This is a genomic window from Pseudomonas auratipiscis, assembly GCF_036324085.1.
In the GTDB taxonomy this organism is placed as follows: Bacteria; Pseudomonadota; Gammaproteobacteria; order Pseudomonadales; family Pseudomonadaceae; genus Aquipseudomonas; species Aquipseudomonas auratipiscis.
Map to the genome: position 1 here is coordinate 81,218 of NZ_JAZDCU010000020.1, position 25,432 is coordinate 106,649.

General features: G+C 58.8%; 21 protein-coding genes. 6 read left to right on the forward strand and 15 right to left on the reverse strand.

Features of this window, described 5'->3' with window-relative positions; all coding sequences use genetic code 11:
- Positions 1-73: 73 nt before the first annotated feature.
- The 8 genes from gcvP to arcD (V0R60_RS22840) form a co-directional block, all read right to left on the reverse strand.
- Complete coding sequence (gene gcvP, locus V0R60_RS22805; protein ID WP_136477942.1) at positions 74-2,929, reverse strand: aminomethyl-transferring glycine dehydrogenase; 2,856 nt, start codon at positions 2,927-2,929, stop codon at positions 74-76.
- A gap of 9 nt (positions 2,930-2,938) precedes the next feature.
- Positions 2,939-3,322, reverse strand: a complete 384-nt coding sequence (gcvH, locus tag V0R60_RS22810) for a glycine cleavage system protein GcvH (RefSeq protein WP_136477941.1) — start codon at positions 3,320-3,322, stop codon at positions 2,939-2,941.
- Between the two features lie 274 nt (positions 3,323-3,596).
- Positions 3,597-5,105 carry a sigma-54-dependent transcriptional regulator gene (locus V0R60_RS22815; protein ID WP_136477940.1) on the reverse strand — a complete coding sequence of 503 codons (1,509 nt, stop codon included), beginning with the start codon at positions 5,103-5,105 and terminating at the stop codon, positions 3,597-3,599.
- Between the two features lie 97 nt (positions 5,106-5,202).
- Positions 5,203-5,565: a DUF5064 family protein gene (locus V0R60_RS22820; protein ID WP_136477939.1), complete on the reverse strand. Its 363-nt coding sequence runs from the start codon at positions 5,563-5,565 to the stop codon at positions 5,203-5,205.
- Between the two features lie 54 nt (positions 5,566-5,619).
- The gene (gene arcC, locus V0R60_RS22825; protein WP_136477938.1) at positions 5,620-6,552 is read right to left on the reverse strand and encodes a carbamate kinase; all 933 of its coding nucleotides are present in this window, start codon (positions 6,550-6,552) and stop codon (positions 5,620-5,622) included.
- 105 nt (positions 6,553-6,657) lie between these two features.
- Positions 6,658-7,668: an ornithine carbamoyltransferase gene (locus V0R60_RS22830; RefSeq protein WP_028942868.1), complete on the reverse strand. Its 1,011-nt coding sequence runs from the start codon at positions 7,666-7,668 to the stop codon at positions 6,658-6,660.
- Positions 7,669-7,738: 70 nt separating this feature from the next.
- The gene (gene arcA / locus V0R60_RS22835) at positions 7,739-8,995 is read right to left on the reverse strand and encodes an arginine deiminase (RefSeq protein WP_136477937.1); all 1,257 of its coding nucleotides are present in this window, start codon (positions 8,993-8,995) and stop codon (positions 7,739-7,741) included.
- A 31-nt stretch (positions 8,996-9,026) separates the two neighbouring features.
- Entirely contained in the window at positions 9,027-10,454 is a 1,428-nt protein-coding gene (gene arcD, locus V0R60_RS22840) for an arginine-ornithine antiporter (RefSeq protein ID WP_136477936.1), read from the reverse strand.
- A 441-nt stretch (positions 10,455-10,895) separates the two neighbouring features.
- On the opposite strand from arcD (V0R60_RS22840), the gene arcD (V0R60_RS22845) reads away from it, so the two are divergent.
- The gene (gene arcD / locus V0R60_RS22845) at positions 10,896-12,323 is read left to right on the forward strand and encodes an arginine-ornithine antiporter (protein WP_136477935.1); all 1,428 of its coding nucleotides are present in this window, start codon (positions 10,896-10,898) and stop codon (positions 12,321-12,323) included.
- A gap of 134 nt (positions 12,324-12,457) precedes the next feature.
- Positions 12,458-13,258, forward strand: coding sequence for a hypothetical protein (locus V0R60_RS22850; protein ID WP_330080728.1), 801 nt, complete (start codon positions 12,458-12,460; stop codon positions 13,256-13,258).
- A gap of 40 nt (positions 13,259-13,298) precedes the next feature.
- Here V0R60_RS22850 and V0R60_RS22855 read toward each other — a convergent pair whose 3' ends face one another.
- The 7 genes from V0R60_RS22855 to gap all read right to left on the reverse strand — a co-directional run bounded on the left by V0R60_RS22855 (position 13,299) and on the right by gap (position 20,132).
- The gene (locus V0R60_RS22855; protein ID WP_168198417.1) at positions 13,299-13,442 is read right to left on the reverse strand and encodes a hypothetical protein; all 144 of its coding nucleotides are present in this window, start codon (positions 13,440-13,442) and stop codon (positions 13,299-13,301) included.
- Between the two features lie 79 nt (positions 13,443-13,521).
- Positions 13,522-13,947, reverse strand: coding sequence for a YbaN family protein (locus tag V0R60_RS22860; RefSeq protein ID WP_136477933.1), 426 nt, complete (start codon positions 13,945-13,947; stop codon positions 13,522-13,524).
- A gap of 59 nt (positions 13,948-14,006) precedes the next feature.
- Positions 14,007-14,621, reverse strand: a complete 615-nt coding sequence (locus tag V0R60_RS22865) for a biliverdin-producing heme oxygenase (protein ID WP_136477932.1) — start codon at positions 14,619-14,621, stop codon at positions 14,007-14,009.
- 127 nt (positions 14,622-14,748) lie between these two features.
- Complete coding sequence (locus V0R60_RS22870; protein WP_330080729.1) at positions 14,749-17,343, reverse strand: TonB-dependent receptor; 2,595 nt, start codon at positions 17,341-17,343, stop codon at positions 14,749-14,751.
- 119 nt (positions 17,344-17,462) lie between these two features.
- Complete coding sequence (locus tag V0R60_RS22875) at positions 17,463-18,425, reverse strand: FecR family protein (protein WP_136477930.1); 963 nt, start codon at positions 18,423-18,425, stop codon at positions 17,463-17,465.
- Between the two features lie 68 nt (positions 18,426-18,493).
- Positions 18,494-19,012 (reverse strand): RNA polymerase sigma factor, encoded by a 519-nt coding sequence (locus V0R60_RS22880; RefSeq protein WP_136477929.1) that lies wholly within the window; start codon positions 19,010-19,012, stop codon positions 18,494-18,496.
- 118 nt (positions 19,013-19,130) lie between these two features.
- Complete coding sequence (gene gap / locus V0R60_RS22885) at positions 19,131-20,132, reverse strand: type I glyceraldehyde-3-phosphate dehydrogenase (RefSeq protein ID WP_136477928.1); 1,002 nt, start codon at positions 20,130-20,132, stop codon at positions 19,131-19,133.
- A gap of 263 nt (positions 20,133-20,395) precedes the next feature.
- Here gap and edd point away from each other — a divergent pair, with 263 nt between their 5' ends.
- From edd to V0R60_RS22905, 4 genes are read left to right on the forward strand one after another with little or no spacing between them, the layout of a single operon-like run.
- Positions 20,396-22,222, forward strand: coding sequence for a phosphogluconate dehydratase (gene edd, locus V0R60_RS22890; protein WP_136477927.1), 1,827 nt, complete (start codon positions 20,396-20,398; stop codon positions 22,220-22,222).
- Complete coding sequence (locus V0R60_RS22895; RefSeq protein WP_330080730.1) at positions 22,219-23,169, forward strand: glucokinase; 951 nt, start codon at positions 22,219-22,221, stop codon at positions 23,167-23,169. The genes edd and V0R60_RS22895 overlap by 4 nt, the downstream gene beginning before the upstream one ends.
- A 25-nt stretch (positions 23,170-23,194) precedes the next feature.
- Entirely contained in the window at positions 23,195-23,911 is a 717-nt protein-coding gene (locus tag V0R60_RS22900) for a response regulator transcription factor (RefSeq protein ID WP_330080731.1), read from the forward strand.
- 43 nt (positions 23,912-23,954) lie between these two features.
- Positions 23,955-25,349 (forward strand): HAMP domain-containing sensor histidine kinase, encoded by a 1,395-nt coding sequence (locus V0R60_RS22905; protein ID WP_330080738.1) that lies wholly within the window; start codon positions 23,955-23,957, stop codon positions 25,347-25,349.
- Positions 25,350-25,432 lie beyond the last annotated feature (83 nt).

Consider the following 25,432-nt stretch of genomic DNA (forward strand, 5'->3'; position numbering starts at 1 on the left):
TGAAGGGATTCGCGGGGCAAGCCCGCGCCCACAGTCTGCGTGTGGGCGCGCGCTTTACCCGCGATCAGCCCCCTCAAACGTCCTGGTAGCTCTCGATCGATGGGCAGGCACACACCAGGTTGCGGTCACCGAAGACGTTGTCGACGCGACCGACCGGTGGCCAGTACTTGCCTTCGACCAGCGTAGCTACCGGGTACACCGCTTGTTCGCGGCTGTACGGATGGCTCCACTCGCCAGCAATTTCGGCAGCGGTGTGCGGGGCGTTCTTCAGCGGGTTGTCATCCTTGTCCAGGCTGCCGTTTTCAACCGCACGAATTTCTTCGCGGATTCGGATCATTGCCTCGCAGAAGCGATCCAGCTCTTCCTTGGACTCGCTTTCAGTCGGTTCGATCATCAGCGTACCCGCTACCGGGAACGACATGGTCGGAGCGTGGAAGCCGAAGTCGATCAAGCGCTTGGCGACGTCGTCAACGCTGACACCGCTGCAGTCCTTGATGGGACGCAGGTCGAGGATGCACTCATGCGCCACCAGACCGTTGCTGCCGGTGTACAACACAGGATAGTGCTCTTCCAGGCGACGGGCGATGTAGTTGGCATTGAGGATGGCCATTTGCGAGGCACGTTTAAGACCGGCGCCGCCCATCATGCGGATGTACATCCAGGTGATGGGCAGAATGCTGGCGCTGCCGAACGGTGCAGCGCAGACCGCGCCTTGCTTGTTCTGCATGTGGCCGTGGCCAGGCAGGAACGGCGCCAGGTGCGACTTGACGCCAATCGGGCCGACACCCGGACCGCCACCGCCATGCGGAATGCAGAAAGTCTTATGCAGGTTCAGGTGCGAGACGTCGCCGCCGAACTTGCCCGGGGCGCAAAGACCGACCATGGCGTTCATGTTGGCACCGTCGATGTAAACCTGACCGCCGTTGTCATGGATGATCGCGCAGATTTCGCCGATGGCTTCCTCGAACACACCATGAGTCGACGGGTAGGTGATCATCAGTGCCGCGAGGTGTTCGCGGTGCTCGATAGCCTTTGCACGCAGGTCGTCGATATCGACGTTTCCACGTGCATCACAGGCGGTTACCACCACACGCATGCCAGCCATATGGGCGGTGGCCGGGTTGGTACCGTGCGCCGAAGACGGAATCAGGCAGATGTCGCGTCGGGCATCGCCGCGGCTCTGGTGGTAGGCGCGAATGGCCAGCAGGCCTGCGTATTCGCCTTGCGAGCCGGCGTTGGGTTGCAGCGACACAGCGTCATAACCGGTGGCGGCGCAGAGCATGGCCTCTAACTCGTCGGTCAGTTGCTGGTAGCCCTGGCTTTGCTCGGCGGGGGCAAACGGGTGCAGGTTGCCGAACTCGGCCCAGGTGACCGGGATCATTTCGCTGGCGGCGTTGAGCTTCATGGTGCATGAGCCCAACGGAATCATGGTGCGGTCCAGCGCCAGGTCCTTGTCGGCCAGACGGCGCAGGTAGCGCATAAGCTCGGTTTCGCTGTGGTAGCGATTGAATACCGGGTGTTCGAGGATTGCAGATTGGCGCAGCAGAGTGACAGGCAGTTGCACCTGAACGTTGGCGGCGAGGACCGCGAAGTCGGGTACGACGTTGCCATCGGCAAACAGCTGCCAGAGTGTTTCCACGTCTGCCTGAGTGCTGGTTTCATCCAGCGACAGGCCCAGGCGTTGGCTGTCGATCTGGCGCAGGTTCAGGCGTTGGGCGCGCGCCTGCTCATGCAGGGTTGCAGTGGCGGTGCCGGTGACCAGGGTCAGGGTGTCGAAGAACGCTTGGTTTTCGACGCTGGCGCCAAGCTGCTTGAGGCCCGCGGCGAGAATCGCGGTCAAGGCATGGGTGCGGCCTGCGATTTGCTTCAGACCCTGTGGGCCGTGGTAAACGGCATACATGCTGGCAATGTTGGCCAGCAGTACTTGGGCGGTGCAGATGTTGCTCGTCGCCTTTTCGCGTCGGATATGTTGCTCGCGGGTCTGCATCGCCAGACGCAGGGCGGTCTTGCCGAAGCGGTCGATCGAAACACCGACCAGGCGACCTGGCATGTCGCGCTTGAACGCATCGCGGGTAGAGAAATAGGCCGCATGCGGGCCACCGAAGCCCAGCGGCACACCGAAGCGCTGGGCGCTGCCGATGGCGACGTCGGCGCCGAACTCGCCAGGCGGGGTCAGCAGGGTCAGTGCCAGCAGATCAGCGGCAACCGCGACCAGGGCATTGGCTGCGTGCAAGCGTGCCACCAGTTCGCTGTAGTCGAAAACTTCGCCATTGCTGGCTGGGTACTGCAACAGGGCACCGAAGAAGGCGCTGACATCGTCGAGCTCGCGCTCGTCGCCTACCACCACCTCGATGCCCAACGGCTCGGCACGGGTGCGCAGCACATCGAGGGTTTGAGCATGGCAATGCACGGAGGCGAAGAAGGTGTGGCTACCTTTGTTCTTGCTGAGGCGTTTGCAGAAGGTCATGGCTTCGGCAGCAGCAGTGGCTTCGTCGAGCAGCGAAGCGTTGGCAATCGGCAGGCCAGTGAGGTCGCTGATCATGGTCTGGAAGTTCAGCAGCGCTTCGAGGCGGCCTTGGGAAATTTCTGGCTGATACGGGGTGTAGGCGGTGTACCAGGCCGGGTTTTCCAACAGGTTGCGCAGGATCGGCGCGGGGGTGTGGCAGTTGTAGTAACCCTGGCCGATGAAATTCTTGAACAGTTGGTTGTTGCCAGCGATGGCTTTGAGCGAGGCCAGGGCATCGGCTTCGCTTTGGCCTGCGCCCAGCTCCAGCACACTGGTGCCCTTGATGCTGTCGGGAATGACCGCGGCACTCATGGCTTCCAGGGAGTCGAAACCCAGGGTCGCGAGCATTAGTTGCTCGTCATTCTGGCGTGGGCCGATATGGCGGGCGATGAATTCGTTGGCAGTGCCCAGGTTGATGGTCATGGTGATTCCTCAGGCGTCAGCGTTGGCTTTGATCAGGCGGTCGTAGGCATCCTGGTCGAGCAGTTGCGCAACGGCGTCGGCATCGGCTGGAATGAAGCGGAAGAACCAGCCTTCGCCCAGTGGGTCTTCGTTGACCAGCTCTGGGTTGTCTGCAAGTTGGTCGTTGACAGCGACCACTTCACCGCTCAGTGGCATGTACACGCCGCTGGCAGCCTTTACCGATTCTACGGTCGAGGCTTCAGCACCCTGCTCGTAGCTTTGCAGTTCCGGCAACTGCACATAGACCACATCACCCAAGGCGTTCTGAGCGAAGGCGGTAATGCCGACAGTAACGCTGCCGTCAGCTTCGGTCCGCAGCCATTCGTGATCTTCGGTAAAACGCAACTCGCTCATGGAAACTCCTCAAGGGTAGGCGTGGCCCAGGTTCGGCGCTGAGCCCTGATAATGAGCGTTGTCTCTGCAATTTCACTGCCATTTATAAAAATGTGTTTAAAAACAATAGGATATGAAATTTATGAGCTGAGTGTGCGTCTGGGCCGTAGCGAAATCGCTACACCGCAGTGTAGGAAAAAAAGCTTAAAGGGATCAGAACCTTGCAGGGCAACGTTTCCCTTGCCCTGTACTGAAATCGCTACGCTGTAGCGTTTTCAGTACAGGGCGTTAGGGCTCAAACCTTGGTGGGAATGCCGTATTTTCGCAGGCGATGGGCGATAGCGGTGTGCGAGGTCTGCAAACGATTGGCCAGTTGGCGAGTTGAGGGGTAACTGGTGTAGAGCTTTTCCAGTAGAGTGCGTTCGAAGTCCTCCACGGCCTGTTCCAGGCTGCTCACCTCGCTATTGTGGTTGCGGGCTACCGAAGTGCCAGCAATATCCAGATCGCCGATGTCGACCACATTGCTTTCGCAGATGGCCGCAGCGCGAAAAATCACGTTTTGCAGTTGGCGGACATTGCCCGGCCAACGGTTGTCGAGCAGGGCTGCATAGGTACCCGCAGCCAGCCGGCATAACGGTCGCTGAATCTGGGTGCAGGCTTGCTGCATGAAGTAGCCGGCCAGCAGGAGAATGTCCTGGCCGCGTTCGCGCAGTGGTGGAACCTGGAGGTTAAGCACATTCAGGCGGTAGAACAGGTCCTCTCGAAAACTGCCTTCGGCGACCATTTTTTCCAGGTCACGGTGTGTGGCGCTGAGGATTCGCACATTGACCTTGACCTCGCGATCACCGCCAACCCTGCGAAAGCTGCCGTCATTGAGAAAACGCAGGAGCTTGGCCTGTAGATAGGGGGACATTTCGCCGATTTCATCGAGAAACACCGTGCCCTGGTTGGCCAGCTCCATCAGGCCCGGTTTGCCACCGCGCTGGGCGCCGGTAAAGGCGCCTGGGGCATAGCCGAACAGTTCGCTCTCGGCGAGGTTCTCGGGCAGCGCTGCGCAGTTCAGGGCCAGGAAAGGGGCACTGTGGCGACTGCTGATGGCATGGCAGGCGCGGGCTACCAACTCTTTACCCGTGCCGGTCTCGCCATGGATCAGCAAGGGTGCATCGAGCGCTGCCACCCTCAGGGCGCGGGCCTTCAAGGTGCGGATGGGGGGCGAGTCGCCGAGTAGGGCGTCAAAACCTTCAGCGTGGTCGTGATGCAGTGCCGAGAGCCGTTCGCCGATACGGTTAGGCTGATACAAGGTCAGCAGGGCGCCGGCATTGGTGATTGGAGTAGCATCGAGCAGCAAGGTCTGGCCATTGAGCACTACCTCGCGCATTGGCAGGCGGAAGCCCTGTTCGATCAGTGCCTCCAAAAGGCCGGGGTCGTCGAACAGATCGACTACCGAGCGATCGGAGGGTTCCTGACCACACAAGGCTATCAGCGCCGGGTTGGCCAGGAGTACATGGCCGGCGCTGTCCAGGGCCAGTACCGGATCGCTCATGGCTGCGAGCAGGGCGTCGAGTTGCAGGTGGCGGCGCTGACCGGGGAGAATGTCGACCACGCGCACCGATTGCACGCCATGTACGTTCAGTAATGCGTCGTGCAGTTCTTCAAGTACATGCGGGCTTAAAGTCGGGGCATCGATGTAGACGTTGGGCGGCACCATCTCCACCGCATCCAGGTTGAGATTGCGGGCACCTAGCAGGGCCAGCACTTCCTGGGTGATACCGACGCGGTCGATGAAACTGACGTGGATGCGCATTAGGCGAGAGGGTTCAAGGCTGCCGAAGAGGGCAAGTATGCCTTAAATTGCGGGGCAAGTCGGATAGCCGGCGTGCCCCGTGAAGGGAATGGGTGGGTTACTCGAAGTGCTCGGGGTTTACCGGGTCGCCCGACTTCATGCTCAGCTGTTTACGCACATCCTCGAACATCGCGTCGTAAGGTTTGTGCATGGAGCCAATGCTGCTGAGGTGTTTTGGAATACCGTATTTTTCCGCGATCTTGGTCACGTTGCTGGCAAAGTTGTAGGCCTGTTCTTTGGCCAGGAAGAAGACTTCCTTGAAATCCTTTCCTTCGATGGTGCCATGCATGGTGAACTGCATGCCCTTGCCTTCCTTGGGGTCGGTCGTGACTTCGTAGTCGATGAACAGATTGTAATTGCAGTCATCCTTGGTCAGCGCGTGGCGCTCGATATGCAGATGACCGGGTTCGAACTTGGCCATGGAAGGCTCCTCTGGAAGGGTGAAACGGGCGGACCTTGAGTCCGCCCAACTGCATCAACGGTAGCTTATTCCAGGCTTGGCCGTACTGACACGGGTTCCGGCAGTACCTTCGACAATTTTTTCGATATCCGCCAACGAACCAATCACCGCGACTTTGCCGGTTTCGCGGGCAAATTCGCAGGCTGCCTGGACCTTCGGTCCCATGGAGCCTGCGGCAAAGCCAAGGCGCTCCAGTTCGTCCGGGTGGGCCTGGGCCACGGCTTTCTGGGTTGGTTTGCCCCAGTCGATATAGGCGGCATCGACGTCGGTAGCGATAACCAGCAGGTCGGCCTTGAGTTGTTGAGCCAGCAAGGACGAGCACAAGTCTTTGTCGATCACCGCTTCTACGCCACTGAGCACCTTGCCGCTCTCATCGTAAATAGTCGGAATGCCGCCGCCACCCGCACAGATCACCACGGTGCCTTTTTCCAGCAGCCAGGTAATGGGGCGAATTTCAAAAATTCGTTTTGGCCGAGGGCTGGCGACAACACGGCGGAACTTGTCGCCATCCGGGGCGATCGCCCAGCCTTTTTCTGCCGCCAGGCGCTCAGCATCTTCTTTGGAATAGACCGGCCCGATTGGCTTGCTCGGCTTCTGGAACGCCGGGTCTTTACCGTCGACTTCAACCTGGGTCAGCAGGGTGGCGAACGGCACTTCGAACGCCAGCAGGTTACCCAGCTCTTGCTCGATGATGTAGCCGATCATGCCTTCGGTTTCAGCCCCGAGAACGTCAAGCGGGTAGGCTTCGTCCGGCTTGTAGGACTGCGCCTGCAGCGACAACAGACCAACCTGAGGACCATTGCCATGGGCAATGACCAGTTCGTTACCTGGATGGATCTTGGCGATCTGCTCGGTGGCAATGCGGATATTGGCGCGTTGATTTTCCGCGGTCATGGGTTCGCCACGGCGTAGCAGGGCGTTACCGCCCAATGCAACAACGATACGCATGATGAAATTCCTTCTGAAGAAGTGATATGTGGGAGCGGGCCTGGCCCGCGATTACGACGTGCCGGGCACATCGCATCGCGGGGCAAGCCCGCTCCTACAGAGGTGTTACAGGTCAGCCAGGGTCGATACCAGGATGGCCTTGATGGTGTGCATGCGGTTTTCCGCTTGCTCGAAGGCGATGCAGGCTGGGGACTCGAACACGTCGTCGGTGACTTCGATGCCGTTGGCCAGGTTCGGGTACTGCTCGGCGATCTGTTTGCCGACTTTGGTGTCGGAGTTATGGAACGCTGGCAGGCAGTGCATGAACTTGGTCCGAGGGTTGCCGGTGGCTTTCATCAGCTCGGCGTTGACCTGGTAAGGCAGCAATTGCTGGATACGTTCGGCCCAGGCTTCCACTGGCTCGCCCATCGATACCCAAACGTCGGTGTGGATGAAATCGACGCCTTTGACGGCGGCTTTCGGGTCTTCGGTCAGGGTGATGCGTGCGCCGCTTTCTTCTGCGTATTTCTTGCAGCGTGCGACCAGGTCGTCATGTGGCCACAGTGCCTTGGGTGCGCAAATGCGTACGTCCATGCCCAGTTTCGAACCCACCAGCAGCAAGGAGTTGCCCATATTGTTGCGGGCATCACCCAGGTAAACGTAGCTGATCTCGTGAATTGGCTTGTCGGCATGCTCACGCATGGTCAGCACGTCGGCGATCATCTGGGTTGGGTGGTATTCGTCAGTCAGGCCGTTGAACACCGGTACACCGGCAAACTTGGCCAGCTCTTCGACGATTTCCTGTTTGAAGCCACGGTATTCGATGGCGTCATACATGCGGCCAAGAACCCGAGCGGTGTCCTTCATGCTTTCTTTGTGGCCGATCTGCGAGGAGTTAGGGTCGATATAGGTAACGTTGGCGCCCTGGTCGTAAGCGGCCACTTCGAAGGCACATCGGGTGCGGGTCGAGGTTTTCTCGAAAATCAGCGCAATGTTATTGCCTTTGAGGTGTTGCTGTTCGGTGCCGGTGTACTTGGCACGTTTCAGGTCACGGGACAGATCCAGCAGGTAGCGCAACTCGCGAGGGGTGTGGTGCTCCAGGCTCAGCAGGTTACGGTTGTGAATATTGAACGCCATGATGATATTCCTTGAATTCGGTAATCGGTCCAGCCGGCGCCGGGTAGGCGCGGCTGGGTTGATGGTCGTTTTAGTAGTCGATAGGGTCGCGGACAATTGGGCAGGTCATGCAGTGACCGCCGCCACGGCCGCGGCCGAGTTCGCCAGCGCTGATGGTGATGACTTCGATACCAGCCTTGCGCAGCAAGGTGTTGGTATACGTATTGCGGTCATAACCGATGACTACGCCAGGCTCTACAGCCACCACGTTGTTACCGTCATCCCACTGCTCGCGTTCAGCGGCAAAGCTGTTGCCGCCGGTTTCGACGACACGCAGTTTTTTCAGGTTGAGGGATTCGGCAACCACCTCGATGAAGGTCTTGTTCTCGCGGCGTACATCCATACCGTAAGGCTTGCTGCTGTCCGGACGGATGACGAACGGTACGATTTCCTTGACCACTTCAGGGAAGACCGTGACCAGGTCGCGGTCGCAGAAGCTGAACACGGTGTCCAGGTGCATCGCTGCACGGGACTTTGGCAGGCCGGCGACAACGACTTTCTCGACCGCGCCCTTGGCGAACAACGATTGAGCCAGTTGGCCGATGGCCTGACGCGAGGTGCGCTCGCCCATGCCGATCAGAACCACGCCGTTGCCAATTGGCATTACATCGCCGCCTTCAAGCGTGGCTTTGCCATGATCCTGATCAGGATCGCCATACCAGATTTCGAAGTCAGCTTCAGTGAACTCTGGGTGGAACTTGTAGATGGCAGTGGTCAGCAGGGTTTCTTGGCGTCGCGCTGGCCAGTACATCGGGTTCAGGGTGACGCCGCCATAGATCCAGCAAGTGGTGTCGCGAGTGAACTGGGTGTTGGGTAGCGGGTCCAGCAGGAAGCTGGAGTGGCCCAGGTAGTCGCGGTACATCTTGATGACGCCGGAACCTTCACTTTCTGGCAGGTCTTCACCGGCCACGCCGCCAATCAGGAATTCGGCAATCTTGCGTGGTTCCAGGCCTTCGATCCAGCTGCGTACTTCGTTGGTCAGGCCGATACCCACGGTATCAGGGGTGAGCTTGCGATCGAGGATCCATTTCAACGCTTCTGGGTTCTGAACGGTCTCGGTCAGCAGATTGTGCATTTCCAGCACTTCGATACCGCGCTCACGCATCTTGGTGACGAAATCGAAGTGGTCACGCTTGGCCTGGTTGACCCAGATGACGTCGTCGAACAACAGCTCGTCGCAGTTACTCGGCGTCAGGCGCTGGTGCGCCAGGCCTGGGGAGCAGACCATTACTTTACGTAGTTTGCCGGCTTCAGAATGTACGCCGTACTTAACTTTTTCCGTGGACATGGTTATTTCCTCCAAGTTGCGAATACGGGGGTTACAGAGTCAGGAAGCCGTCGTACAGGCCATAGGCAGCCACCAGGGCGCCGATAACCACGGCGGCGAAAAGCAGTTTCTCCACGTTGGTAAAAATCGGTTGGCCGACCTCGCGCTTGGCCTTGGCGAACAGGATCACGCCAGGGGCATAGAGCAGGGCCGAGAGCAGCAGGTATTTGACGCCACCGGCATACAGCAGCCAGATGGCGTAGACCAGGGCGATACCGCCGATGATCAGGTCTTTCTTGCGCTCAGCCAGTGCTTGCTCGTAAGTCTCGCTGCGCCATGCCAGCAGGAAGGCGTAGGCCGCAGACCACAGGTAAGGCACCAGGATCATCGAAGTGGCGAGGTAGATCAGCGACAGGTAAGTACTGGCCGAGAACAGGGTGATGACCAGGAAGATCTGCACCATGGCGTTGGTCAGCCACAGCGCATTGGCAGGTACATGGTTGGCGTTCTCGCGGCGCAGGAACTCCGGCATGGTGTGGTCTTTGGCAGCGGCGAACATGATCTCGGCGCACAGCAGTACCCAGGACAGCAGGGCACCGAGCAGCGAGATGATCAGGCCTACGCTGATCAGCACTGCACCCCAGTGACCGACCACGTGCTCAAGCACGGCAGCCATCGATGGGTTCTGCAGTTTGGCCAGCTCAGGCTGAGTCATGATGCCCAGCGACAGTACGTTCACCAGAACCAGGAACAGCAGCACGGTGATGAAGCCGATGACGGTTGCCTTGCCCACATCCGAGCGCTTTTCTGCCCGAGCGGAGAAGATGCTCGCGCCTTCAATACCGATGAACACCCAGACGGTGACCAGCATCATGTTGCGCACCTGGTTCATCACGCTACCGAGGTCCGGGTTCATGGTGCCCCAGATGTCAGCGGTGAAGATGTCCAGCTTGAACGCGAACAGCGCGATGAGGATGAACAGCGCCAGTGGCACTACCTTGGCTACGGTAGTGACGAGGTTGATGAAGGCAGCTTCCTTGATGCCACGCAGCACCAGGAAGTGTACGGCCCACAGCAGCACCGAAGCGCCAATGATGGCTGCCGGGGTGTTACCCTCGCCAAAGATCGGGAAGAAGTAGCCCAGGGTACTGAACAGCAGCACGAAGTAGCCGACGTTGCCCAGCCAGGCACTGATCCAGTACCCCCAGGCGGACGAAAAGCCCATGTAATCGCCAAACCCAGCCTTGGCGTAGGCGTATACCCCACCGTCAAGATCCGGCTTTCGGTTGGCCAGGGTCTGGAACACGAAGGCCAGGGTCAGCATGCCGATAGCGGTGATGCCCCAACCGATCAGCACTGCGCCTACGTCAGCACTTGCAGCCATGTTTTGCGGCAGCGAAAAGATCCCGCCACCAATCATTGAACCGACTACTAGTGCAACAAGTGCACCAAGTCGTAGTTTCCCGGGAGTGTCTGACATCGAATAACTCCATATCAGTTGAAAAGATGAAGCTAGAGTAAATCCAGCGACGTATTCGTAAGCTGATTCAAGTCAGTTTATGGTGCGGTCCGTTGCATCGTTGACAGAAAGAGCTCCCCCCGGAGTATGCCGATGGCCTTGCTGAAAGCCTCGTACACAGGCACCTCCATGGTGTTTTAGAGCATTCGCTCTGACAGCCTGCGAGAATTGAAGCTAGCCCGTTTCACAGCTTTAGCAAATTTTTAACGAGATTTTCTCTTATTTACTTGAAAGGCCCGATCTAGTGCACAAAACTCACCATCTAGTTCGTCCGGCATAGGCGTCATAGTTATGATGAGGATAGTTTTAAAGACGTAATATTTATAAACGCCTAAACTGCACATATATTTAACTTCAGGGTGCCTCGCTGAGGTTACAAAGACGAGACAAAAGGGGATCTGCATGTCCGAACCGGGACAAAAACTGCGCTTGGGTGCGTTGATCGCGCTGGTGGTCGGCTCGATGATCGGTGGCGGAATTTTTTCCTTGCCACAGAACATGGCCGCGCGCGCTGACGTCGGCGCCGTGCTGATCGGTTGGGGCATCACAGCGGTGGGCATGTTGGCCCTGGCTTTTGTGTTCCAGACCCTGGCCAACCGCAAGCCGGACCTGGATTCGGGGGTTTACGCCTATGCCAAGGCCGGGTTTGGCGATTACATGGGCTTTTCGTCCGCCTGGGGATACTGGATCAGCGCCTGGCTGGGCAACGTCGGCTATTTCGTGCTGCTGTTCAGCACCCTGGGGTTTTACTTCCCGGTTTTTGGTGAGGGCAACACGCCCACCGCCATTGCCTGTGCCTCTCTGCTGCTGTGGGCCGTTCACTTTCTGGTACTGCGCGGCATCAAGGAAGCCGCTTTCATCAACCAGGTGACCACGGTGGCCAAGATCGTGCCGCTGCTGATGTTTGTCGTCATCGCGGCGGTGGCCTTTCGGGCGGATATCTTTACGCGCGACATCTGGGGCCTGAGCAACCCGAAGTTCGGCAGCGTGCTCGACCAGGTGCGCAACATGATGCTGGTGACCGTGTTCGTGTTCATCGGCATCGAGGGCGCCAGCGTTTACTCAGGCAGAGCTCAGAAACGCTCGGACGTAGGTAAGGCCACGGTGATTGGCTTCGTCGGTGTGCTGGCTTTGCTGGTGCTGGTCAACGTGCTGTCGTTGGGTGTCATGACCCAGCCCGAACTGGCAGCGTTGCAGAACCCGTCGCTGGCGTCGGTGCTGGAGCATATCGTCGGGCCGTGGGGCGCATTGCTGATCAGTATTGGCCTGGCTATTTCGTTGTTGGGGGCATTGTTGTCGTGGGCACTGCTGTGTGCCGAAATTCTCTTCGCCACTGCGCGGGACCAGACCATGCCGCGCTTCCTGGCCAAGGAAAACGCCAATCATGTGCCTGCTAATGCCTTGTGGTTGACCAACGTGATGATTCAGCTATTCCTGCTGATTACGTTGTTCTCGGCAGGTACCTATACCAGCCTGATTTACCTGGCTTCGTCGATGATCCTGGTGCCTTACCTGTGGTCGGCAGCCTATGCCTTGTTATTGACGATACGCGGGGAAAGTTATCAGGAGCACGCAAGGGCGCGACGCAAGGATTTCCTGATTGCGGGGATCGCGCTGGTCTATGCAGTTTGGCTGCTGTATGCCGGTGGCTTGAAGTACTTGCTTCTCTCGGCGTTGCTGTACGCACCAGGCGTAATCCTTTTTGCTCGGGCCAAGCATGAGCAGGGCCAGGCGCTTTTTACCCATTGGGAGAAGTTGATTTTTCTGATGGTACTGGTGGGGGCGGGGGTGGCGGCTTATTCGCTTTACAGCGGGTTGTTGAGCCTATAGAGGTGCGCTACCGGTCAGCTATTGCCTAGTATTTTTGTCAGTTGTGGAGGGACAAACGGAACGCCTAACGTCGTGTCTGAGATGGTCACCAGCGACTGGTGCCAATGATGAGCGACGACAGGGTGGGAATTGACATGAGTACAATTGATCGATGGGAACGCACATTATCAGTCGAGGGAATGATGCTGGCGAACATAGCGCCACCTACCGACACCGGTAGTCCCTTCAAGGCCGATTTACTGGATATTTATCATCTAGGGAATGACATTCACGTCTGGGGGCTGCAGGGTGATGTCGACGGAAACTACAGCCTGATTCTGTTCATGATCCCGGAAAACATAGCAAATGGTGACCATGAGATCGTACCTGAAGGCGCAGATGGCATACGCGCCATTTTCGTGACTTCCCATGGGGCGAGTTTTGCGTCATTCGGCAGGGTCAAGCGTTTGGAAAAGGGAGAAAATTTCCTCCGTGCCGGGTTCTTTTTTGAGGCCTCGATTGACGATAGAAACTACACGGTCGACGGCGAGGTAGAACTCCCGAACATCGGCACGAGTGAACGAACGGCCTCGGTTGTCTCATCTGTGACCGCCAAACTATCCCCAGGGGTGATCCCGAAGGTCGAATCGTTTGACGCGTCAGGGTTCGAATTTTATAAAAAGAGCGAAATGCTCTACCAGCTTTATGCCTGGCAAACACTTCGCTCCGGGGATGAGCAGGCAATCATTATGCTCGTATCCTTCGACAACCTTAAAGCGCCTGCTCTCACATTGTTCGCCAAGAACTCCGGGGTTTATCTGACCAAGAACAGCACCCTGAACGGAACCGAATGGGACAAAGTCAAGCAAACCTTCACCGCAGGTTTCTCATTCGAGTTCAACGCCGGCGGCAAAACCCATAAGGTACAGGACGGTAAGATCGACCTGAAATATTGATCGATCTTGTTCATTTTTCAGGCCTTGGACCGACGCCAGTTCACACGCTGAACGGGTCCATCAGCGCCATTTGCTGGGACGAAAGGGTGTTGAGCTGGCTGCTCACCTTGTCACCCATGGCGTGTGGCTCGAACGCCAGCCAGATACCCAGTACCTTGGGGTTGCGCTCGAAGCTGGTGGCCAAGCTCTGGTTAATCGCTTCGCGTAAGTCGCCGGCACTCCGGTCTCGGCGCTGGGCCAGTCACTGCATCGGCGTTTCCGCGTTAGCCTTGAGTGGGCGCCGATGAGCGGTCGGCGTGGCTCAACGGCGCGGATTCCGGGCGTGACCAGATCCACAGGTTGCCCAGGGCCATGCCGCCAATCGCAAGAAAAACCGGCCAACGGTGGTCGAGAAACACCAGCATCACGCTCGCGCACACGACCATGCTTACGGTGGCGCTGAGTTTGGCGCGGCGCTGGATTACTTTGCCGTTACGCCAGTTGTGCAGGATCGGTCCGAACAGTCGATGATTTTCCAGCCAGGCGCTCAGGCGCGGCGAACTGCGGGTGGCCGCCCAGGCAGCGAGAAGAATGAACTCGGTGGTGGGTAAGCCAGGCACGACGATTGCGACCAGGCCAATGGCCAGGCTTACATAGGCCAGAAGGCCGAACAGCAGGCGAGCGAGTTTCGAGCTGGAGGGGCGTGTCATGGCATCGTCGGTAGCACGGGTAGGGCCCGGTTACCAAAAGGGTAACCGGGTACGGCGCATCAGGCCAGTTCGGCTTTAGGCGCAGTCGCGTAAGCGTGTTTGAGCAGTTCGGTGAATCGCTCGAATGCAGCGACTGCACCTTGCTCGGCCTTGGCTTCTTCTTCGGCGCTCAGTTCCAGGCCGTCGAGAATGCGCGTGAACTGCTTCCAGCCTTCGGCGCGACCGCCGGCTGGTTCGCCCAGGTGACGAGCACCGAAGCTGTCGGACAGGCCCAGGCCTACCGCACGCTTGATCAGGAAGGCAGCGCCTAGCTTGGAGCCTTCGGAAACGAAGATCCAGCCCATGGCTTCACCCAGACTTGGGTTAATGACCGCACCGGCGAAGTCGGCGGGAATTTCGGTGTTCAGATCCGCCAAGTCAAGACCAGCCTGTTCGGCGCGGCAGCGTTCGGCCAGGTCAGGGACGATGGCGATCAGTGCCGGGTCGGTGTACAGCGCTTTGAGTTCATTCTGGAACAGGTACTGAGCGACAACGAAACGGGCGAAACTTTCGCGAGTTTCAAAAGGCGCATGTGATTTGACCAACGCATCGAGCTCGGTGTGCGGAGCGTGGGTCAGTTGGTTCAGGCGCTGCGAACGCAGGCTGGCGCGTTCGGTGGTGGTTGCGGCGGTCATGGTGATTCCTTGCGAATTGGGCGTGCCTTGTTACTAGACGAACAAGAGGACGTACGACAGTAAAAAATCCTCACCTGAGTGGGATGTCACGGGGCACGTCGAGCCATCGACCCGCCCCGCGAAGCACTCAGATGTCCCAGACCAGATTGATGGCGAAGTTACGGCCAGGCATGGTCAACCGGTCGAGGTTGGCAGGCGAGGTCACCGCCGCTTCACCGAGGCCGTCATAGCCGCGTACGTCATCCCACTGCCAGTATTTCTTGTCAGTCAGGTTGTAGAGACCGGCGTTGACGGTGATGTCTTCGGTAACTTTGTAGAAGCCGGCGAGGTCGAGTACGCCGTAGCCAGGCGTGCGGAACTGCTTGCTGGTACCGTCGGGGGCGAAGAAGGTGGTGTCGTCGACGCGATCCTTGCGCTTGACCAAGGTCCAGCTCAGCAACGCACCGTATTGCTCCTGTTCGTAACCCAGGCCCATCACCGCGGTAAGCGGGTTGACGCTGTTCAGTGGTTGCCCGGTGTCGTCGTTGCGACCGTATGCATAAGCCAGCGAACCCTGGGTGTAGACGCCTTGAGGCGCACCGAAGTGATCGAGGTTCAAGCGACCTTTGAACTCGGCACCCTTGATGGTGGCGTGCTTGATATTGTTGGCTTCGAACGTGGTGCCAATGTTGGAGCCTTGGATGGCGTCTTCGTTGATGAAGTCGCGGTACTTGTTGTAGAACACCGCGACATCAAAGTTGCCTGCATCAAAGTTGCCACGCAGGCCGGTTTCATAACTTTTGCTGGTTTCCGGATCGAGATTGGAGTTCCCCCGTACGCTGTAGCCCAGCCCTGGATTTTCGAAACGGCCATAAAGTGCTTTTGCCGTTGGTGTACGGAAGCCTTCGGCGTACTGACCGTACCAGGTGTAGTTATCGTTGAAGGCGTACGTTACGCCGAACTTGGGCGATACCCGGTGCCACTTCTTCTGGTCATCGTTGACCGGATCGTTACTTGAAGCTTCAACGCCGCGCAGGTACTCATCACTCATGTGGGGTTTGAGTTGGGTGTAGTCGTAGCGCACGCCAGGCAAGAAGGTCCACTGATTCCAGCGAATCTCATCCTGAGCAAACAAACTGTAGGTGTTGACGGTCGGGTCCGGGAAGTCACTCACCCGCACCTGGCCATCGTCTGGGCTATCGGCGCCGATAGCGGCGCAGGTGCCGCCGACGTTCAGACAGGTGCCGGTGCCGCTGCGCGAACCGGTGACTTTCTGATGCTTGAGCGTGGTGCCGTAAGTCAGCAGATGTTCGGTTTCACCGATGTTGAACGCCTTGTCCAACTGAGCATCGAAGACCCATTGGCGATCCTTGTAGGTGGTCTTGCGGTCACGGAAAACTTCACGGCCCCGGGCAAAGTACAACTCTTCGGTGCGTTGGTCGGTTTTACCAATCTGGTAGTTCAGGCTCCACTTCATGTTGTCGGCCAACGAACTGCCCAAGGCGAATTCGTGGTTGATGCCGAAACGTTCGCGGGTCACGGTATCGTTGCCGGTGCGGTCGCGGTAGGAGTTCATGGCGCCGAAACCAGGAATGAACGGTCCACCTACGGCGCTCTTTTGATCAAGGTCGCGATCGTCCTTGTAATGCTCATAGGTCAGGGCCAGGCGCGAGTCGTCGGCATAGTTCCAGCCGGCCTTGGCCAGAATGTTGGTGGTGCGCACGTCTTCAGGGTTGGCCTCGGTCCGCTCAAGGCCGGTTCCGCCGTGATTGCCGTAGGACTCTGTTTCATGGCCATTGCGTTGGCTCAGGTGTAACAGACCGTCGAAATCGCCTTGGCGCCCGGCGACGGTGGCGGCGTTCAACCAGCTTTCGTCAGCTGAGCTGTAGCCGGTTTTCAACCGTGCACCGACATCCTGGCCAGGCTTGATGATGTCGTCGGCATCCAGGGTGAAGTAACTGACCGCGCCGCCAATGGCGTTGCTGCCATACAGCACCGAAGCTGGGCCTCGAAGAATCTCCACACGTTTGACGATTTCCGGGTCGACATAGTTGCGCTGGGTTTGTGCGTAGGGACCGAAGAAGAAACTGTCGGGGATCGACACACCGTCGATCTGAGTCAGTACCCGTTCACCGTCGATACCGCGAATGTTGTAGCCGTTCAGACCGCTGCGCTGGCCTGTTCCGCTTACCGATACACCTGGCTCGTAGCGCACCAGATCCTTGATGCTGTTGACGTTCTGGCGGTCGAGTTGTTCGCGGGTTTGTACCGACACCGTGCTTGGTACTTGGCTGATGTCCTGGGCGCTGCGAGTAGCGGTGACAGTGATCTGCTGCAGGGCGATAGCGCTGGAGTTGCTGCGCTCCAGTACCACGTTGCCTGGTCCAAGCTTGCGGTACTTCAGACCCGTGCCCACGAGCAGGCGCTGCAGGGCTGCATCTGGCTTCAGCGAACCTTGGACCCCTGGCGAGGCCACCCCTTCTGCCAGTTCAGCCGACAGCCCAACCTGCCAACCGGTTACCGCGGTGAAGGCATTAAGCGCCGAAACCAGTGGCTGCTGGTTGATTGCAAAACGGTAGTCACCCATGCGCGAGGCACTGGCCTGAGCGGGTTCGGCGGCCAATGCAGGCAAGCTGCAGGCGCCGCTGGCAAGCATGGCCAGGGTCAACAGGGAGAGGGTGCAACGTTGCAGGCCGGGTGTACGTGAAGTGTCCGAGGACCGACGAGTGAAACCAGTAGACATCGAAAGCGCTCCCTGTCGCGCGAATGTTATAGGTGCTACCTGATTCAAAAATAAGAATCAGTTGCATTGGCTATAACGAGACGAATCGTCGCAGGGGATCGCGTAAAAATACTTCCAGGTCAGTTGAGAATAACCACTGCCGGGAACTCGTACAGTTGTGCCGAGGTTATGTGGGCCAGGGAGCGCAAGGTCTCCAGCGGCTGGTCGAGGCGATAGTTGCCTGTAACGGCGACCTGCTCCAGGCGCTCATTGCGAGAGATGATGAGGCCAGGATAGTAGCGACGCAATTCGGCCAGTACCTGGTTGAGTGGGCAATTTTCAAAGATCAGTCGACCCTCGACCCAGGCCAGGTCCTTTTGCGCGTCGACGCGTTCGCGCTGGCCAAAGCCGTGTGGTCCGACCTTGATGCTGTCCCCACTGGACAGGCGAATACGCTGGTCGCTGCTGCCCTGAAGATCGATATCGCCGCGCTGCACTCGCACCTGGGCTTCCCCGTCGAGGTAGCGGACGGCGAAATCGCTGTCGCGAACACTGGCACGCAACGGCCCTGCCTGCAGTTCCAGTGGCTGTTCAAGGCCGGCGGGCACTTCGAAGAATGCCTCGCCCTGGTACAGGCGAGCGACGCGCTGACGATTATCGATGTCGCTGGAGAACGCTGAGTTGGTATTGAGCAGAACCTTCGAGCCGTCCTCAAGTTGCAGGCGCTGACGCTCGCCAACCACTGTCAGGTGATCGGCCTGAAGGCGCACCGGCAGATTGCCGAGAGTAAACACGCCAATCAGCAAAACCGCAGCCGCAGCCATGGGCTTCCAGTGTGGGCGCAAACGCGCCAGGCGCGAGGGGCGGTGGGCCTGGGCAATCTGGCTGGCAGCCTGGCGCACGGTTTCACCTTGCCAAAGTGCTTCAGCATCGACATAGGCCTGGGCGTTGGCAGGATCGGCTTCCAGCCAGGCTTCGAACGCCTGGGTGTCTTCGGTGGTGGCGCATTGCAGACGGATCAGCCAGTCCAGTGCCTGATCCATGGCGATATCGCAGGCAGCCGGGTCCGGCGGCGAAGGGCGGTCAGAGGCGCTATCGGTCACGGAGAGTCCTGGGTGGTCTTGTCGTTCTATTTATGATCAAGCGTAATGCGTTGCGTGGCAAGCCGGGTCTATTCGCGGTTCAGACGATTGGCGACGCCGACACAGATGGCCATGATCAATTTCAGTTCCTTCTGAACCGTGCTGGCCGAGACATTGAGCTGTTCGGCAATTTCCATATAGCTTGCGCCATGCAGGCGGCTGAGAATGAAAATTCGTTGCTGGCGCGGGGTCAATTGCCCAAGGCTGACGCTTAGGCGCTTGAGCAGTTGCTCGGCATGGGCAGCATCTTCGGCGCTACTGCTGGGGGCGGCGACGTTGTGCAGAATTTGTTCGGGCACATCGTCAACCAGATTGCGCGACTGCGCCCGACGAGCGCGCAGGTGGTCCAGCGCCAGGTTGCGAGCGGTCTGGAAAACGAACGGTTCCAGGTGTTCGATCGGACGCTCGCCCAGGGCGCGGGTGACGCGCAGGTAGGTCTCTTGCAGCAGGTCTTCGGCAGTACTGGGGTTGTCGACCATGCGCTGCAGGGTACGCAGCAGACTGAGCCGCTGGGCGAGGAACACCGCGTTGAACTGAGACTGACTCACAGCAATACCCGACCAATGTGAAGCGAATGATAATGCTTATCATAAACCTGATGGTCAAGTAGTTGCAGCTTCAGAACCTGTTTTACCACCCCTGGTCAGCTATGGAAGCAGGCCAGGATCATTGCGCGTTACAAAGCGCCAGGCAGTTATCGAGCATGCGGTTGGAGAACCCCCACTCATTGTCATACCAGGCCAGTATTTTGAGCATTCGGCCGTTGGTACGGGTGTGGTTGGCGTCGAATATCGACGACAGCGGGTTGTGGTTGAAGTCGCACGACACCAGCGGCAGGCTGTTGTAGCCGAGCACCTTGGAATGGCGGCTGGCATCCTTGAGCAAGTTGTTGACCTCTTCGACGCTGGTTTCGCGCTTGAGGTTTACCGTCAGGTCGACCAGCGAGACGTTGATCACCGGCACGCGCACGGCCATGCCGGTGAGTTTGCCGGCAAGCTCCGGCAGTACCAGGCCTACAGCTTCGGCTGCCCCGGTCTTGCTCGGGATCATTGACTGAGTGGCTGAGCGGGCACGAAATGGATCGCTGTGGTAAACGTCGGTCAGGCTTTGGTCGTTGGTGTAGGCGTGGATGGTCGTCATCAAGCCTTGTTCGATGCCCAGCTCGCGGTGCAGAACCTGGGCCACGGGCGCGAGGCAGTTGGTGGTGCAGGAGGCACTTGAAATGATCTGATGCGAGGCGCGCAACAGGTCATGGTTCACACCATAGACAATGGTTGCATCTGCACCTTTGGCCGGTGCCGAGATAATCACTTTGCGCGCTCCAGCAGTGAGGTGGGCGGCAGCCTTCGTGCGTTCGGTGAATAAACCAGTGCATTCGAATACCACATCGATGGCTTCGGCTTTCCATGGCAGATCAGCCGGGTTGCGAATGGCACTGACGGCGATACGGTCGCCATTGACGGTCAGGCTTTCGTGATCGGACTCGACGCTGGCAGCAAAGATGCCATGGACGCTGTCGTATTTGAGCAGGTGCGCATTGATCGCGCTGTCGCCTAGATCGTTGATCGCGACGACCTGCAGGTCCTGACGGTAGCCTTCGGTATAGAGTGCGCGAAGGATATTGCGGCCAATGCGGCCAAAGCCATTGATTGCGATACGTAGGGTCATGGAGCTACCTCTGCTAGCGGTGAAGCCGTGGTAAAACGAGGGATTGCTTCACTTAAACGTTTTTGTTGTTGGAATTACAAGATTATTCGTAAAAAAATAGAAAACAAGCCTTTTTGCTGGCAGTATTTTATTTAATCTACAACGAGCGATCGGCCAAGCCGTCCTCCCGCAACAGTCGCCCCTGGTTTTGAGCCTAGGTGGCGAACGCTGATTAGGGAAACTGCCGCAGAGGTCGCAACCACCGTTAGCCTGGAGTTCAGTACATGCATCCGCGCATTCTTGAGGTCACCCAACGGCTGATCGCCCGCAGCCGTCCTACCCGTGAACGCTACTTGCAATTGATTCGCGGGGCAGCCAGTGACGGACCGATGCGGGCCAAGCTGCAATGCGCAAACTTTGCCCACGGGGTGGCCGGTTGTGGCAGCCAGGACAAGAACAGCCTGCGCATGATGAACGCCGCTAACGTCGCTATCGTTTCTGCCTATAACGATATGCTCTCGGCGCATCAGCCCTACGAACACTACCCCGAGCAGATCAAGCAGGCCTTGCGCGAAATCGGTTCGGTCGGCCAGTTCGCCGGCGGCGTACCCGCCATGTGCGACGGTGTAACCCAGGGCGAGCCGGGCATGGAGCTGGGGATCGCCAGCCGTGAAGTGATTGCCATGTCTACGGCCATTGCCTTGTCGCACAACATGTTCGATGCGGCGCTGATGCTGGGAATTTGTGACAAGATCGTACCGGGCCTGTTGATGGGCGCTCTGCGCTTCGGTCATCTGCCGACCGTCTTCGTCCCTGGCGGCCCGATGCCTTCTGGCATTTCCAACAAGGAAAAGGCCGATGTGCGTCAGCGTTACGCTGAAGGCAAGGCGAGCCGCGAAGAGCTGCTCGAGTCGGAAATGAAGTCCTACCACAGCCCTGGCACCTGCACGTTCTATGGCACTGCCAACACCAATCAACTGCTGATGGAAGTGATGGGCCTGCACTTGCCTGGGGCTTCGTTCGTCAACCCGTATACGCCGCTGCGCGATGCGCTTACGGTCGAGGCTGCACAGCAGGTGACGCGGATGACCAAGGCCAGCGGTGACTTCATGCCGCTGGGCGAAATAGTCGATGAAAAATCCCTGGTCAACTCCATCGTTGCCCTGCACGCAACGGGCGGCTCGACCAACCATACCCTGCACATGCCTGCGATTGCGCAAGCGGCCGGTATCCAGTTGACCTGGCAGGACATGGCCGAGCTGTCCGAAGTGGTGCCGACCCTGTCGCACGTTTATCCGAACGGCAAGGCTGATATCAACCACTTCCAGGCGGCGGGCGGCATGGCCTTCCTGATTCGCGAGCTGCTCGATGCCGGGCTCTTGCATGAAGACGTCAATACCGTGGCCGGCCACGGCTTGCGCCGCTACACCCAGGAGCCGTTCCTGCAGGATGGCAAGCTGGTCTGGCGCGAAGGGCCGCAGGCGAGTCTTGATGAGGCCATTTTGCGTCCGGTCGCACGGCCGTTCTCGCCCGAGGGTGGCTTGCGCGTGATGGCGGGCAACCTAGGTCGCGGGGTCATGAAGGTTTCTGCCGTCGCCCCCGAACATCAGGTTGTCGAAGCGCCGGCACGGGTGTTTCATGATCAGCAAGCGTTGGCAGATGCCTTCCAGGCTGGCGAGCTGGAATGCGATTTCGTCGCGGTGATGCGCTTTCAGGGTCCCCGTTGCAATGGCATGCCGGAGTTGCACAAGATGACACCGTTCCTGGGGGTGCTGCAGGACCGCGGTTTCAAGGTCGCGTTGGTGACCGACGGCCGTATGTCTGGGGCCTCAGGGAAAATCCCGGCGGCTATTCATGTCTGCCCGGAAGCGTTTGACGGCGGGCCGCTGGCGCGGGTGCGCGATGGCGATATCGTGCGTGTCGATGGCGTTGCCGGCACGCTGACGGTGCAACTGGATGCTGCTGAATTGGCAGACCGCGAACTTCCCCCGGCACCCACGGGCAACGACCTGGGCTGCGGACGTGAGCTGTTCGGTTTCCTGCGCATGGCCTTGAGTCCTGCCGAGCAGGGTGCCAGCGCCTTTACCTCGGCGCTGGAGGCGCTTAAATGAAGCGTGCCCTGGTAGGTGACATCGGCGGTACCAACGCTCGTTTTGCCCTCTGGGAAAATAATCGGATGCACTCGGTACAGGTGTTCGCCACCGCCGATTACACAAGTCCTGAGCAGGCTATCGGTGCGTACCTGCTGGCACAGGGGTTGGTCAGAGGGGATCTGGGCGCGGTCTGCCTGGCGGTCGCGGGGCCGGTCAATGGTGATGCGTTTCGCTTCACCAACAATCACTGGCGCCTGAGCCGTGAGGCGTTTTGCAAGACCTTGCATATTGAGCAACTGCTGTTGATCAATGACTTTACCGCCATGGCCCTGGGCATGACGCGGCTACAGCCGCACGAATGTCTTGGCGTTTGCCCTGGTCAGGCCGAGGCGCGGCGTCCGGCGGTGGTCATTGGCCCTGGAACCGGGTTGGGTGTGGGAACCTTGCTCGGCCTGGACGATGGCCGCTGGATGGCGTTACCGGGAGAAGGAGGGCATGTCGACCTGCCGGTCGGTGATGCCCGCGAGGCGCAGATCCGTCAGCAGATCGCCAACGAGACCGGTCATGTCAGCGCCGAGACCGTGCTCAGCGGCGGTGGTTTATTGCGCTTGTACCAGGCAATTTGTGCGCTGGACGGGCAAGCGCCGGTGCTGCAGAGTCCTGCAGCCATTACTGATGCCGCATTGGCCGGTGATGCGCTGGCGCTGGCGGTAATCGAGCAGTTCTGCCGCTTTCTGGGGCGGGTCGCCGGTAACAATGTTCTGACCCTGGGTGGACGCGGTGGCGTGTACATTGTCGGCGGCATCGTACCTCGTTTCGCCGAGCTGTTCTTGCGCAGCGGTTTTGCCGAAAGTTTTGCCGCCAAGGGCTGCATGAGCGGCTATTTCAAAGGGATCCCCGTGTGGCTGGTGACCGCTGAATTCTCTGGCTTGCTTGGGGCGGGTGTGGCGCTGCAGCAATCTTAGCTGTCACTGAACAAGGAACAGGACTGTGAGCAAGTCGATACTGCTGGTCGACGACGACCAGGACATTCGCGAACTGCTGCAAACCTATCTGAGTCGCTGCGGTTTCACTGTTCAGGCCGCTGCCGATGGTCGCGGATTTCGCCAGGCCCTGGATGGCAGCGATTGTGACCTGGTGATTCTCGATGTGATGTTGCCGGATGAAGACGGCTTCAGCCTCTGTCGCTGGGTGCGTCAGCATCCGCGTCAGGCGCAGGTTCCAATCATCATGTTGACAGCCAGTTCCGATGAAGCTGACCGCGTCATCGGCCTTGAGTTGGGAGCTGATGATTATCTGGGCAAACCCTTCAGCCCACGCGAGTTGCAGGCCCGTATCAAGGCACTGCTGCGTCGCGCCAGTTTCGGCCAGGAGCGTGGCAGTGGCGACGTGCTGGCTTTCGATGACTGGCGACTTGATACAGTAAGTCACCGCCTGTTCCACCGCGATGGTGAAGAGGTGATTTTGTCTGGCGCTGATTTTGCCTTGCTCAAACTGTTTCTCGATCACCCCCAGCAGATCCTTGATCGTGACATGATCGGCAATGCCACGCGCGGGCGTGAACCCATGCCGCTGGATCGTATTGTCGATATGGGTGTCAGCCGTTTGCGCCAACGCTTGCGCGACACACACAAGCCGCCGCGACTGATTCGTACCGTGCGTGGCAGTGGCTACTTGTTGGCGGCCAGTGTTGCGCCTGCGCACTGACGGGCGTTGGCGTTTGCCGCTGCCTCGATCATTGCTCGGGCGCATGCTGCTATTGACCCTGTTGGTGGTGCTGATGGCCCAGGGCTTGTCGAGCCTGATCTGGCTGTCACAACTACGTGCCAGCCAGTTGCAAGGGCTGGTCGCCAGCGCACGCAGCCTGGCCCACTCGATGAGTGCCAGTGTCAGTTATTTTCGCTCGTTACCGCTGGCCTACCGGCCCATGGTTCTCGACCAGTTGCGCAGCATGGGCGGCACCCGTTTCGTTGTTTCGCTCAACGACAAGCCGCTGGGCATGCAAGTGTTGCCCGAGACTCCGCGCAAGCGCGCGGTGGTCACCGCGGTGGCTGAAGTGCTGCGACAGCGCCTGGGCGAACAGGTAGACATCTCTCTCGCGTTTGTACGCCCCCGGGATCTGCGTATTTTCAACAGTGGCCTGAAACTCGATGAGTTACCGCGTTCCTGGGCGCATTACGCGCTGACGCTGGAGCCGGTCGATCCGCCGATACTGGTCACTCAGATTCGCCTTGGCGAAGACGAGTGGCTGTATATCGCCTCACTGATGCCCCAACCCTATACCAGTCTAGAAGACGAAGGTCTGCCGTATCAGCAGGTGTGGTTCATCGGCCTGACCAGCTTCTTTCTGCTGCTGTTCATTGGCTTGCTGGTGCATTGGCAGAGCCGACCACTCAAGCGCCTGGCGCGGGCGGCGCGAGAGATGTCGCTGGGCGCCGATGTTCAGCCTGTGGTGGAGGGTGGTGCAAGTGAAGTGGTCGAGGTCAGTCGCGCGTTCAATACCATGCGTGAGCGCATCAGCCGATATTTGACCGAGCGCAGTCAGTTGTTCAGTGCGATCTCGCATGACCTGCGCACCCCGATTACGCGTTTGCGCTTGCGGGTCGAGTTACTTGAGGATCCACAGCAGCAAGGCAAGTTCAGCCGTGACCTCGATGAGTTGGAAATGCTGGTCAAAGGTGCGCTGCAGTGCGTCAAAGACACTGATATTCACGAGAACATCGAGCATATCGATCTCAACCATGTACTCGATTGTCTGGTCGAGCCCTATCTGATCAATGGGCGGGTTACGGTACAGGGTAGGGCGCTTGCGCTGTATGCGGGCAAACCACTGGCGTTGCGTCGGTGCATGGGCAACCTGATCGACAATGCCTTGAAATACGGTGAGCGCGCGCACCTGCGCGTACTCGACAGTGAGACGGGGTTTGTCCTGCAGGTAGATGACGAAGGACCGGGTGTACCTGAGCACAGTCAGGAGCAGGTGTTCGAACCTCATTTTCGTCTCGCCGGGCAACAGCAAGGATATGGGCTTGGCTTGGGCATCGCGCGCAACATCGCGCACAGCCACGGCGGGGAAGTGAGCTTGCGAAATTTACGTGACGGTGGCTTGCGGGTGACCCTGAGCCTGCCTCGTTACAGCGACTGACGCGGTGCTCTGCTGAATGTCACCGACTGGTGACATTCACGCATCCCTTCGTTACTTCTGTCGCTCCACGGGCTGGTTAGACT

What these genes read in the sequence shown, in the direction of transcription:
- gcvP (WP_136477942.1), bottom strand. Translation starts at nt 2,929, where the DNA reads ATGACCATCAACCTGGGCACTGCCAACGAATTCATCGCCCGCCATATC.
- gcvH (WP_136477941.1), bottom strand. Translation starts at nt 3,322, where the DNA reads ATGAGCGAGTTGCGTTTTACCGAAGATCACGAATGGCTGCGGACCGAA.
- V0R60_RS22815 (WP_136477940.1), bottom strand. Translation starts at nt 5,105, where the DNA reads ATGCGCATCCACGTCAGTTTCATCGACCGCGTCGGTATCACCCAGGAA.
- V0R60_RS22820 (WP_136477939.1), bottom strand. Translation starts at nt 5,565, where the DNA reads ATGGCCAAGTTCGAACCCGGTCATCTGCATATCGAGCGCCACGCGCTG.
- arcC (WP_136477938.1), bottom strand. Translation starts at nt 6,552, where the DNA reads ATGCGTATCGTTGTTGCATTGGGCGGTAACGCCCTGCTACGCCGTGGC.
- V0R60_RS22830 (WP_028942868.1), bottom strand. Translation starts at nt 7,668, where the DNA reads ATGGCGTTCAATATTCACAACCGTAACCTGCTGAGCCTGGAGCACCAC.
- arcA (WP_136477937.1), bottom strand. Translation starts at nt 8,995, where the DNA reads ATGTCCACGGAAAAAGTTAAGTACGGCGTACATTCTGAAGCCGGCAAA.
- arcD (WP_136477936.1), bottom strand. Translation starts at nt 10,454, where the DNA reads ATGTCAGACACTCCCGGGAAACTACGACTTGGTGCACTTGTTGCACTA.
- arcD (WP_136477935.1), top strand. Translation starts at nt 10,896, where the DNA reads ATGTCCGAACCGGGACAAAAACTGCGCTTGGGTGCGTTGATCGCGCTG.
- V0R60_RS22850 (WP_330080728.1), top strand. Translation starts at nt 12,458, where the DNA reads ATGAGTACAATTGATCGATGGGAACGCACATTATCAGTCGAGGGAATG.
- V0R60_RS22860 (WP_136477933.1), bottom strand. Translation starts at nt 13,947, where the DNA reads ATGACACGCCCCTCCAGCTCGAAACTCGCTCGCCTGCTGTTCGGCCTT.
- V0R60_RS22865 (WP_136477932.1), bottom strand. Translation starts at nt 14,621, where the DNA reads ATGACCGCCGCAACCACCACCGAACGCGCCAGCCTGCGTTCGCAGCGC.
- V0R60_RS22870 (WP_330080729.1), bottom strand. Translation starts at nt 17,343, where the DNA reads ATGTCTACTGGTTTCACTCGTCGGTCCTCGGACACTTCACGTACACCC.
- gap (WP_136477928.1), bottom strand. Translation starts at nt 20,132, where the DNA reads ATGACCCTACGTATCGCAATCAATGGCTTTGGCCGCATTGGCCGCAAT.
- edd (WP_136477927.1), top strand. Translation starts at nt 20,396, where the DNA reads ATGCATCCGCGCATTCTTGAGGTCACCCAACGGCTGATCGCCCGCAGC.
- V0R60_RS22895 (WP_330080730.1), top strand. Translation starts at nt 22,219, where the DNA reads ATGAAGCGTGCCCTGGTAGGTGACATCGGCGGTACCAACGCTCGTTTT.
- V0R60_RS22905 (WP_330080738.1), top strand. Translation starts at nt 23,955, where the DNA reads ATGCTGCTATTGACCCTGTTGGTGGTGCTGATGGCCCAGGGCTTGTCG.